General features: G+C 43.3%; 11 protein-coding genes. 5 read left to right on the top strand and 6 right to left on the bottom strand.

What is annotated here, in order from left to right; all coding sequences use genetic code 11:
• Positions 1-372: 372 nt before the first annotated feature.
• The 3 genes from B3180_RS05905 (at position 373) to B3180_RS05895 (ending at position 3,887) form a co-directional block, all read left to right on the top strand.
• Entirely contained in the window at positions 373-1,248 is an 876-nt protein-coding gene (locus B3180_RS05905; protein WP_278358523.1) for an alpha/beta fold hydrolase, read from the top strand.
• A 223-nt stretch (positions 1,249-1,471) separates the two neighbouring features.
• Entirely contained in the window at positions 1,472-2,536 is a 1,065-nt protein-coding gene (locus B3180_RS05900; protein WP_278358524.1) for a helix-turn-helix domain-containing protein, read from the top strand.
• 85 nt (positions 2,537-2,621) lie between these two features.
• Positions 2,622-3,887 (top strand): serine hydrolase domain-containing protein, encoded by a 1,266-nt coding sequence (locus B3180_RS05895; RefSeq protein WP_278358525.1) that lies wholly within the window; start codon positions 2,622-2,624, stop codon positions 3,885-3,887.
• 72 nt (positions 3,888-3,959) lie between these two features.
• Here B3180_RS05895 and B3180_RS05890 read toward each other — a convergent pair whose 3' ends face one another.
• The 6 genes from B3180_RS05890 to B3180_RS05865 all read right to left on the bottom strand — a co-directional run bounded on the left by B3180_RS05890 (position 3,960) and on the right by B3180_RS05865 (position 10,872).
• On the bottom strand, positions 3,960-4,370 hold the full coding sequence (locus B3180_RS05890; protein ID WP_278358526.1) for a helix-turn-helix domain-containing protein: 411 nt from the start codon (positions 4,368-4,370) through the stop codon (positions 3,960-3,962).
• Between the two features lie 169 nt (positions 4,371-4,539).
• Positions 4,540-4,965: a bifunctional diaminohydroxyphosphoribosylaminopyrimidine deaminase/5-amino-6-(5-phosphoribosylamino)uracil reductase RibD gene (locus B3180_RS05885; protein ID WP_278358527.1), complete on the bottom strand. Its 426-nt coding sequence runs from the start codon at positions 4,963-4,965 to the stop codon at positions 4,540-4,542.
• 29 nt (positions 4,966-4,994) lie between these two features.
• On the bottom strand, positions 4,995-5,573 hold the full coding sequence (locus B3180_RS05880) for an HD domain-containing protein (protein WP_278358528.1): 579 nt from the start codon (positions 5,571-5,573) through the stop codon (positions 4,995-4,997).
• 91 nt (positions 5,574-5,664) lie between these two features.
• On the bottom strand, positions 5,665-9,621 hold the full coding sequence (locus B3180_RS05875; protein WP_278358529.1) for a reverse transcriptase domain-containing protein: 3,957 nt from the start codon (positions 9,619-9,621) through the stop codon (positions 5,665-5,667).
• 139 nt (positions 9,622-9,760) lie between these two features.
• Complete coding sequence (locus B3180_RS05870; protein ID WP_278358530.1) at positions 9,761-10,606, bottom strand: hypothetical protein; 846 nt, start codon at positions 10,604-10,606, stop codon at positions 9,761-9,763.
• Positions 10,607-10,668: 62 nt separating this feature from the next.
• Positions 10,669-10,872: a helix-turn-helix domain-containing protein gene (locus B3180_RS05865; RefSeq protein ID WP_278358531.1), complete on the bottom strand. Its 204-nt coding sequence runs from the start codon at positions 10,870-10,872 to the stop codon at positions 10,669-10,671.
• 144 nt (positions 10,873-11,016) lie between these two features.
• Between B3180_RS05865 and B3180_RS05860 the strand changes: the two genes are divergently transcribed.
• Positions 11,017-11,256, top strand: coding sequence for a hypothetical protein (locus B3180_RS05860; protein ID WP_278358532.1), 240 nt, complete (start codon positions 11,017-11,019; stop codon positions 11,254-11,256).
• The coding region (locus B3180_RS05855) for an Arm DNA-binding domain-containing protein (RefSeq protein WP_286843509.1) at positions 11,249-11,672 on the top strand (424 nt) is incomplete at its 3' end. The genes B3180_RS05860 and B3180_RS05855, both read left to right, overlap by 8 nt.

Raw genomic sequence — 11,672 nt, 5'->3', positions numbered from 1 at the left:
GTGACCGTTAGCTGTTGTGGCTGATTTTGGGTGGGATCATGGCTGTGTCCATCCTGTGTCCAGATTGTGGCCGCGGTTGTTGGGCACAAATTCAATAGTGTTAATTTTGACCTCTGCCTTGACCTAGGGTAATTACAATTCATCGTAAAACGGCTTATGTAACTTCGATCTCACAAAAAGAAAAAGTTACGCTAATTAATTGAATGGAGCCTTTTGACTGGTCATAAAGTTATGGTTAGTTTTAGTTGCCCACTATAATTTTACAGCGCTTCCCAAATGTAAGGATTCTGTAAACGTCATTTCAGTCGACCATGCTTTATTGCAGTATAAAATGTTGAGTGTTAAGAGTTTTCCACAACAGGGATCAGCAACGTGAAGCAATTCATCAGCTTGTTACTTTTTATTGTTATTCCGGTATCAGTGCATGCGAAAGACTTAAAACCTAATATTAGCGGAAAATTTGATGTTGGTGGCTTTAGTCTCTACTTAGAGTGTTACGGTACTCAGCAACCTACCGTTGTGCTCGAGTCCGGTTTTGGTGGTTATGGCTCCAATGGCTTATGGAACAAGGTAATTACCGAAGTAAGCCCTGATTCGCAAGTCTGTGTTTACGATAGAGCCGGGCTTGGCAGAAGTGATGCTGGTCCGGTACCTTTTAGTTCAAAGGATGTGGCAGAAAGATTACATGGATTGCTAGCCACTGCTGAAATTAATGAGCCATTCATTTTAGTTAGCCATTCTTATGGCTCATATCACCTGAAAATGTTTAACGCTTTGTACGGTGAATCAGTTTTGGCTGCACTTTTTGTTGATCCCACACCCTTCGGGTTGATGAAGTTTTCCGCTGAAAATTGGCCTGCTCCATCTTCGTCCGATACACAAGAAGTTATCGAATTCCGAAGCAATGATAGAAAGGCATATTTTGATCCCTCAGATAACCCAGAAACAATGGATTTCGAGAAGAGCTATGAAGAAGTAGCATCAGCTAATGATTTTGGTGCGAAGCCGCTTATTGTCATAAAAGCAACGCGTGAAATCGAGCCTTGGGGAGATTGGGCTAGGGATCTACCACCGGAGGTAGAGGAGAGAAACAGAGCGTTCCTAACGGAAAGCGATGAGTTATTTCTGGCTCTATCGGAGAACTCAGAAGTCATAACCGCGGAGACAACTGAGCATAATATCCATTGGCATGAACCAAAGATTGTCATTGAAAATCTAAGAGCTCTAATCAATAAGGTTTCCCGGTGAGTCCATTCAGATCCGAACTAAGGCTTCTTAGTACTCTGGTCTAGAGGCCTTACTTCACTTTTTTGAACCGTCAGCTACGGCCTTATAAAGAATTGAGTCGTCGCTAGTCCGCTAGACATTCCGTAGCCACAGATACTGACTCCCATAGATCAGTCCCTGTTGAATAACTCCGGCATAAGTTTTACTCTTTAAATTCTCAACGGCCTGAATGACTAACCACCCTATGGACAATTCGATACTGCTGACCCCTCTGCAGGTTGTGGACTTATTTAGTCGTTTTGCCGCTGTTGGCGTGCTTTTCAGTTTGCTGCTGAACATCTGTCATCGCGCCGAGTCTAAAGCAGCCTTGAGTTATGGGTTTCTGGTGGTTTGCTGTATCGCCTATCTGCTACTCACCGCACCGATTGCGAATCACCACTACGGCTGGTTGCGCCCACCGCTACTATTACTCACAGATCTCACTCCTCTGGTACTACTCAACCTTTACTGGCTCCATACCAGAAATAAATTAATGCTGTCCGCTGTGCCCCGGTGGGCGCAGTTATCCGTCATTGCTTGGTTGTTATGGATGAGTTACTTTTTCCTGTTTGAGGCAGGACAGGGGATCTATCACGACCTGCATCACGTGTTGGGCTTGTCGATACTGGTATACATTCTTATCGATGCAGTTAAAGATTTTGAAGATGATCTGGTTGAACGGCGCCGGCGGCTTAGACTGATTATGATCACGGCCATCAGCTTTTATATGGTGCTCTTAACGCTGGTTGAGTTGAGTCAGTCGAACTTGAAGGATTACTGGCTTTTCAGTCTTGGCAATGCAATTACGGCGCTGCTGGTGAGTATTTATTTTACATGGAGATACATCCAGACCTCAAAAGGCGTATCAACGAAGTCGCTTTCTGTCCCGGACAATTCTAGTGCCGCACAGAAAGCCATTGATACTGGCGAGCCCTCGCTAGTTGAGAAGCTTGCCGACACCATGAAGCGTGGTTTTTACACTCAGAATGGTTTGTCCATAAATCAGTTGGCAAGTGAATTAAAGGTACCGGCGCATCAGCTGCGCAAGATAATCAATTCTGAAATGGGTTTTGACAACTTCACTCAGTTCGTGAATAGCTATCGCATACCGGCCGTACGTGAAGCTTTGTCGGACTCAAACCGTGCCAGAGAATCCATACTTACCATTGCCCTGGAAACCGGATTTAATTCTATTGCACCTTTTAACCGAGCTTTTAAACAACAAACTGGCATGACTCCCAGAGAATATCGTGATCAATTTCAAAAATGATCATAAGTTTTCAGTATCAATAAGACATGAGCAACCGATCTCTCTAATTTCCTGAACCATCGTCAATAAAGTTCAGGAGAATGCAATGCGCAAGTTTGTCTTATTCACCGTGATTTTTATTCTTATCACCAGCTGCATTATGGTCGCACCCGTTTATCAGTTTTTTTCCCACCGGGGAGACGTTCCCATGCCTCCGTGGGGCTATGTGACAATTCCCGCTGAGAGCCCCAGGTTTTCTCAGGTAGAAGATGACCGATACGCACAAGCCGCTGGGAAAGCAACTGAAACTCTCGAAGAACACCGTCAAAATATTAACAGTCCGGGTATCTCAGCCGCGGTCGCTATAGAAGGCAAGCTGGTCTGGGCAGGAGGTTCAGGTTGGGCCGACATTGAGGCTGGCAAACCCGTTAGCAAACTAACACAGTTTCGTATCGGCAGTACCTCAAAGGCCCTTACCTCGACATTGCTGGCGCGTCTTGTGCAGGAAAATATTTTGGGTTTAGACACGCCTTTGGCAACCATGGACGTCGGCAACCTTAACCCGGGCTGGCGCAATATTACTGCACGGCAACTGGCTTCGCATATGGCAGGACTTCCCCATTATGGTGACAGTACGGAATGGACAGGACTATACCGGTTTATGACCCTCAACACCCGTTATGAGGATGTACTGGATGCCGTTCATTTATTTGACGACAGTGACCTGTTATTTGCTCCCGGTGAAGACTTCAGTTATTCCAGTTTGGGCACAGTGTTACTCAGCGCGGTGATGCAGGAAGCAGCTAATGTTCCTTACCGGCAATTGATGCAAACCGAAGTGTTGGAACCTCTTGGCATGGAGCACACTTACGCGGAGCCACCTGTAGGTAAAGCCACAGCCGATATGGCCCGCTTTTACTGGCGAAGCGATGAGTCGAAACCCATTGTTAGGCCTTGGCGGGATGTGGATCTAAGTCATCGGCTGGCCGGGGGCGGCTTTGTTTCAACTCCTTCAGATTTGGTTAAGTTAGGTCTGGGGTTTATCGATAATAGATTTATTTCGGCGGACGTTCGCAAGCAATTCTGGACAACACAGACACTCAACAACGGAGAAGAGAATGAGCAGCACTATGCGATCGGCTGGCGTGTGCCCACGTATGAGTACGGTGAGGGCATAGGTGGACTGATGCTTGCCAATCATGGTGGCGTCTCCCGTGGCTCTCAAAGCTGGCTGATGGTTATTCCTCAATACAAGATGGCGCTAGCGGTTAATATTAACGCCAATACCGAAACCTTCTGGGACTTCGGCAGTGTCTCTACTGAACTTGCCCGGATTTTTATAAAGGTTCAGCAACAATCGAAGCCAAAATAAACTGATATTCTCCCTGAATAGTTTAGGCAGTCACGCTGGTATTCTGCATTGACTGCCTTTGCTTCTCATTCTTTACCAAACTTTCTGGCTATCCGCTCTGTTTACTAATTTACTTATTAAGTAAGCGGCTAAGAAAAAAGCAGACGTCGCAAAAATGTCTGGATGTATAATCCAGGTTGCCAGTCCCAGCAACACGCTTAAGTACTCGACCCAAACAAGCTTATTTTTTCTATTGACGCCAAACAAACTTAATTTGAACCAGACCGGTTGTCGTTTCCAGTATTTAGACTCTTTATCAATCACAGTAATTTCCTCTGTTAGCTTCGACACATCAACTTCGAATACAGAGGCCAGTGATTTAAGAGATTCCATACTTGCTTTATTACCGCTTTCTATACGTTGAATTGTCCTTACACTCAAGCCTGACATTATCGCTAATTGCTCTTGAGACCAATTCTTACGCTCTCGCAATTTTTTAATCATTTAAATTCTCCTGGTATCTGCATTCAGGCTCAATGATGAAGCAACAACGTCGGTGTCGGTCACGAAATATACACGACAGGCGGGCGACACAACGAATATTTTCGGGGCACTACTTTTTTGACTTTTAGCATAAATTTGTTGGTAGAAGGTATTGATGGCATCCAAGTCCTTATGATTTTCCTAAGTAAGGCGTAAGGAACTGAGCCACTATTTCAGAACACAGGCCGACCTCAACTTCTACGCCTCCTCCTCGGAGTATTTCAACTCCTTTACCATTGTTTCTGTTGTCTGGGTCGAGCATTGCTATAATCACATGTTTTATACCCGATGTGAGAAGTGTGCTCGCGCAAGCGGCAGTCCGGCCGACAAACGAACAAGGCTCTAAAGTAACATATGCTGTAACGTCGCTCAGGTCACCGGAATAAGCATTTAAAGCCTCTACTTCGGCATGACTTCCACCAATGGCCTGGGTAAAGCCTTTGGATACTATCCGGTCATTTTTAACCAGCACACATCCGACAGGAGGGTTTGGTTCACAGTGGGGAAGCGCTTGTTTAGAAACTTTCAAAGCTTCCAGCATGAATTTCTCAGACATTTGAAACCTTCAACCCCTGTTTAACTTGTTTATTTAAGTACGCCCTCATCAACAGCGCTCTCAAGTTTACTGCGCATGACAGACCAAAGCGCTTCGCTGCCGCTCTCTATCCGTTGGTTTACCGAAAACACTTTATCTTTCGTAATTCTGTGTGCTTTCCAGCTGTGCCCGTTACCATGAATATTATGAAGTAGGGGTGGAACTCTATCTACGGCCTTAGCGAACTTAGAATCTGCGGTTTCACCTGCTTCGAATTCATACCATAGCTCGATGAGTTCACCTTCCATTTCATCGGGTAAAATGCTAAGAATTCGTTTAATACCGGCTGCTTCTTCGTCTTTTAGCTCATTAGTTTCGCTGGCATAAATAATGGTGTCACCAGCGTCTATTTCGCCAAGGTCGTGAATTAGAAGCATCTTGACAACGCGCTCGATGTTTACCGACTCGTTAGCAAAATCTTTTAGCATCAAAGCGGAAAGACAAACGTGCCAGCTATGCTCTGCTGAGTTTTCGTAGCGCTCAAACCCTACCGGTTTTGTTTTGCGCAGTACGCCTTTTAATTTTTCTATCTCAACTATGAAATTTAGGATTTCTTCTATTTTCTTCATTAAAAGTCCCTTTTCATTTTGTAGTGTTAAATGTTTTCATATCGTGAGAACAACTGCTTTCGGGATATAGGTCGAGCGATTTGAGCTATGTTTAAGGTTTGAAGTTAACTCCAGCAGGAGCTGACTTTTGTTCAACTCCTGATTTCATACTAGAGCCAACACCATCTCGCCTGAAGTCAAACATATTGATTTCAAATGTGTTAATTGCAACTTGATCGTTTCCGGTTGAATGGGCAATCAAGCGCTTATGTGCGTCTTTGTAAGGGGCTTTTGCATATGAGCTTCCAAACTCCCCTGTATTGACTAATACCACGTGCTGGAACATGTGGTAGTTAAGAGCGTCAACCATTGTATCGAAAGAATTTACGTCTTGGTTTAAAGCTGGAATCAAATATGTGTTTGATTTATCGCGAAGATCTGCACTTAAAGAAATATCAGTCGCATCGAAGCAAATAGATCCCGTTAACATAAAACCTTTTTCACTCGGAAACTTAGGATGCTTAAGCTCAAGCATTAGTTGATATGGGCGCCAAGGAACCACACCATGCTCATCCTTCATTAAATTATGTTTTCCCTGGAGACGCTTGATCTCATTTTGGTTGCCGTTGTGTTTCTTCGGTACTATCCACAACGCAGTATTGTTTGGACCTTTAATGCTGGGTTGGTGAAGAAATGTCAGACCTGCCAAAACGATCGCGTGAGTTTTCCTCGAAAGCTGAACTAAAACATCGATATCGTCTTTATGAACAGCGAGCTCTGGCCATAGAATCAAGTCGGCATGACTCTCTTTTTGTCCTTTTGGCGGTTTTTCGATATGTTGAGCAGTAATATGCTCTATGACAAGCTTTGCAATTCGGGCGACATGCCTACGATGCTTAGCTCTATATGTTGGGTCCTCGAGTAACAAACCGTGAGCTAAAAAATCGGCCTTCTGAGGCAACTTAGATTGAACCATAGCAACCCTAAGGCTTTTTTTATCTGATTCCCAACTGGGCGTTACAAGTTCAGTTACACTCGGCATTTCTGATAATCGGCAGTAACTTTGTTTGAGTGTATCTAAACGCTCTTCCACGAGAGATTTTACATTTTCCACTGAAATCTCGTTTGGCCATTCAAACCCAAGATCATTGACTCTGATACCCGGCCACTTAAGCAATTTACTGAGTAAAGTTGTTAGCCAGCCTGAGAACTGTGCGTTTTCACCTGTTAGTGATTCAGGTGTGGTCATTAAGCCTATTTGTCGTTTAAACCTGGTGGACTTTAATCCACGGTAACCCGCTTTCGGAGGATGGCTCTGACCAAAACCCGTTGGGTCCTCATTCCCTGCTAGAGCTGCTCTAAGGCATAGTGCAATTCGCTGTAAAACAAAAGTGTCATCATGCTTAGCGTGTAAATGAGATGCTGCAGTTCCAATTGCATGCTGGAATGCTATTTCAATTTTTATGGGCTTATTGAATACATCAAGAGTTGGAGGATTGCAAAAATGGTCAAACTGAACCTTAGTCCGAGATAGGTTTATAACTTCATGGCTTTTAGCTTCACTTATAGAGACTTTTTCATCAATTAGCGAAAGCATTAATTTTAGAGCCATGATCTCGTTTGTGAACGGATTATCTGGGCGTGATATAAGTTTGTATAACGGTATGTGCTTTTTTATATCGGCTAATGGCTTCGCTGACGGTCGAATGGCGATATAAAGCTTCTTCGCTAAGTTATTTACGTATTCATCGCTAGACCAGCAATAGCGAAGAGATCTAGCATGGAGAAGTAGCGAGCGAAACAAATCTACGTCTTGCACAGCTATGAGTTCTAAAATGTCATGAACGTCCTCCCGCGCTTCAAGTAGTTCAGCAATGGCTCGGCGTAGTGGTTTCTTATCGTTGACTAATTGGCTAGCTACAAGAATACCAGCTGCTACTTCCCTAGGGGTAATCTCGTCAGGTAGCGTGATTTCTCTAAAGCCTCTTGCTAACTTAAAGATATAGTCGTGAAACAAGCCTTCGGAAGTCGCTTCGAGGGTTGTATCTAATCGGACCAAAAGTAGAAAACGCGCTTGCGTTGCTAAAAGATCGAAGCTCTCAGTTCCATTCTTATTTGCCTTACTCCGATCGTTTACCGTCTCGGTGTTAGTCTTTAATACTTTGATAGCCGATATTTGTATTGACTCAAAAAAGCCATCGATGTCGGCATGTGCGGGTATTGCGTCATCATCTTTTCTATGGATTACGGTAGCTGCATGTCTATAAATTTCAGATAGACAATAGTTCGCAATCGCCACTTGCCGTTGAAGCTGTTCCTTAGGGATTTCAAACCAGTTTGCATCGGGTAAATCTCTCAAGTAATTAAGTTGTTCCATTATAGGGTCGAGCAACTTGGTACTGGGGAACAGTTCAAGTCCTTTTTTAAGCAGTAGCACGAGTGCAGGATCTCGGCTCCAGCAAGCAACTAGTCGTCGTGCTAATCGTTCCTGTAAATAATCCCAATCTCCAGGGATTTGCTCCCCCTCACCATTGACTTCTCGCGCTGTAAAATGGCGAATATCATTTAATAGTCTTGATATTTTATTAGCAGCAAAACGCTTCAAAGTGTCTTCGCGGACATCAAAAATATCTTTTTCTATTACGGCAAGTCGATTAAAACGCCCGTGACTATCATCTTGAGTCGTTGATGAGGCACTAGATAGACTGAGAAGGGATTCAAGCTGACCAAGCTGAATGTTAGCATCTTCATAAGACACTGGACCTGAAATGCTTTGTTGTATTTCCTCTAGGGTGCTCGATATGCCGACCGACTTACCTCTAAATACCTCAACTTTGGTTTTTCTTTTGTTTAACTCAAGATTTAGCTTTTTGAGCTCAGGAGACATTTTATTGACAATAGCCTCCTTGATAATATCGAGGTAAGGCTTCTCTTTGACTTCCATTGGAAAAGTTTCAAGCAACTTTTTACGATTAGGCCCAATTATAACAATACGCATGTCATCAACGTAACGGGAGTAATCTACAACTTTTATGTCGCCACCTGAGTCTACGGATTTCCCGATGAGTGTACTCATGTATTCGTCAAATTCGGCCATATATATATTAGATAAGAAGCCTGACGCAACAAGCCCCTGAGGTAAGCCTCTGGGGGCTTGGTTATTTTTCCTATTCTTTGAGCCGAATAGTTCTCCAAACGCTTTCTCTGCGTTATCTGACCACTTCCAATTATTAAAAGCTGTTAAGACATTCTCAACTATATTGAAAGTACTATCTTCAGAATGGTTCTGGTTCGTGACAATACCCCCAATCTTATTAATGAGCAGACTTCGATCGATACAGTCAAAAAACTTGGAAAGATCGAGCTCTATTAAATAGACTTCTTCGTCCTCAGCCTTTTCATGGAGCTCTCTTTTCGCAAAATAATAGGGACGCTCAAGGAACTTCCTATAGTCAGCAAAGTATTTGCTGTAGGTGGTTGTAGAGCCATAGCTATGCTCTACCTTATCTGCTTCGTACCTACAGAATAGGCGATTTCCATAGCTTACAACTCCTTTATCATGGACCTCATCGTAGTTAGTCGCAGGATCACCTTGAATTGCTTCAACTTCATTTGCTAGACACATCATGACTAAAGTCATTATTGTTTGGTCTCGCACACAGGTGTGCGCTAGAGGTCTTAGCTTCAGATCACATTTGTCACTTTTCTTTGGGATATTTTCGTCACTCTTTGACTGATCAAAAGAGCTTGATACTGGTTGCCATAAGAGTTTGAATTCAGAAATAGCGAAAGGATCTTCGGGTTTGATAAATTCCCATGGCTGAGTTTTAGGAGCTGGTACTAACTCTAGCGGCGAAAAAACCAGCTTGCTTTTGCTCTCGTTTATCCAGTCAACGCAACGATTTGGCAAGTCTATAGATGAAATATCAAGTTCAAAATTATCAGCATACCAATTAGTGGTTCGGATGTAGTCGTGAGCTTTCTTCCAAGCGAGAGCCATTAAAAGAGGATCACTCAAATAGTCGTCGTTTAATACTAACTTGTCATACTTTCTATCCAATAATGGCATTTAGTCATCCTTAAGTAACTCTCGTTCCATGATATTGAGCAACTATGTTATAGCGGCCTCTATCTGCTTGGCTCGGTAATTCAGTTACTACCCGCTACTGAATTAAATTGGGTTTACTACGAGGAAATGCATAGGCCTGCTAGCTCTCAGCCTTCCTGTCGCTATCGATTTTTCTGAGTATCACATGCAAAGTAGCAAGATAAAAATAGAACATCCAACTTAACCATATAGCAGTGTCATATGAGGTTTTTTGCTTAGCATTGTGATGCCGAATACCAAAATTATTCGCTATGTTAAACAAATCGTTTTCATCAGACTTAGTTAAAAGCGTTTTCATTTTAGGGCGAAGGTACTCAAGCACATCAGCTAAATCCCGTACAGCCTGTCTTCTGTCATCAATGGTTGAGCCATGTCTGCGGTATCTCAAGACGGCTGACTCGATTCTTTTCCGAACATTCTGATCTTTTGTTGGAACGTCTGCTTCAAAGATTGTTTCGAACCCGGCATCAGGTTTATTAAGGACTTCACCTTCTAACGAGAGCTCAAATGGATTGCAGTAGTGCGATAAAAGATCATTTATTTTTTCTACAAATACAACCTGACCTTCTTTCTTATTGAAGGTCTCCCAATGCATCCCGCATCCGTTGTAATTGTGCATGGTGCCGTCGACTGGTTTTGAAACGTTCTGATATAAGAATTCAATTACGTCAAACAAATCATCTTCGCTATAGCCCTTACAGTATTGAGAGATCGGCCAAATATGCTTTTTTCTAATCTTGAGAAGTATCTCAAGTTCTATATCGCGAATTTTGCCAGGAACGTGATCAGCGTCAACACACCAAAAACCGAATGCCTCGCTGAAATACCCATCATCCTCAAGCTGTTGATAAATCCGTAGAAATAATTCGATTACATCGTCAAGAGGAAGTCCGTTAAGGTTTGGGTTATTTCCGGTACGTTGAGAGTAGTATTTATGAGGCATCATGTTTCCCCAAAGCCTAACGTTTAACTAGCGTGGTAGCGCAATTGTCTAATTAACGCCTGTTATTAATTTTCTGTAACTTCCAAAAGCTCACCAACTTCACAATCGAAATATTTACAGAGCGCCTCCAAAGCAGCGAAATCAATCCGCTGAGCTGTTTCTTTATACAACAATGTCACGGTATTACGGTTTAATCCAGTATCGCGCGCAACGTCCATTATTTTTAGCTTTCGCTCGCCCATCATCCGCGCTAAATGACACTTAATCATGACCACCTCGTAAAAATGTTATCTAAAATGACAAAAAAACATTGCAAATGATATTTTGCGTGATAATATGTCATTTAGGATGGCAATTTGGAACTCAGAAATACGTTATGCCATTCAGTCTATCAATCAATTAAGGAGTTTGCCATGTTAAATGACATGACGCTTTTAACCACTGCCGAACTGGCTGAGCGGATCAAGTATGACCCTCGCACCATTAGGGAGCAGCTGAAGGACTCAGTGCTTCATGAGGGAGTTCACTACATTCGGCCATTTGGCGGTAGGAAAATCCTGTTTCTCTGGGAAGCCATTAAGCGCGATATAAGTCAGGACTCTTCTGATTCACTAGCAATTCCGATGGCAAAAGGAGGTATTGCTCATGGGTAGTGTTAATTCACGCCCTGAGACCGGTAAGTTGTTCATCGACTTCCGTTACAAGGGTAAACGCTGTCGCGAACAAACCTCTCTTGAGGACACGCGGGAAAATCGTAAGCGGGTGCAGAAGTTACTCGATCGGGTTGAAGCGGAAATCACTCTTGGCACTTTTGATTACGGTAAGCATTTCCCGGGAAGTGCAAAGGCGCAGCAATTCAAAGAAATGCAGGTGCGCAGTCAGCATTTGGATACGCCACTGTTCAGTGACTTTGCTAATACGTGGTTTGCTGAAATGCGTATTCAGTGGCGAACATCACATGCTGATACGGTGCGAATTACATTGGATAAGTATTTAGTCCCAGCCTTTGGGGAAAGGGAAGTTGGCCGCATCACCAAAGCGGAAGTACTTGAGTTTCGGGCCTCACTCG

It is taken from the genome of Idiomarina sp. UBA4206 (assembly GCF_002383015.1).
In the GTDB taxonomy this organism is placed as follows: domain Bacteria; phylum Pseudomonadota; class Gammaproteobacteria; order Enterobacterales; family Alteromonadaceae; genus Idiomarina; species Idiomarina abyssalis.
The sequence above is the reverse complement of the archived record's forward strand: the minus strand, read 5'-3'. Positions and strand labels throughout refer to the sequence as shown.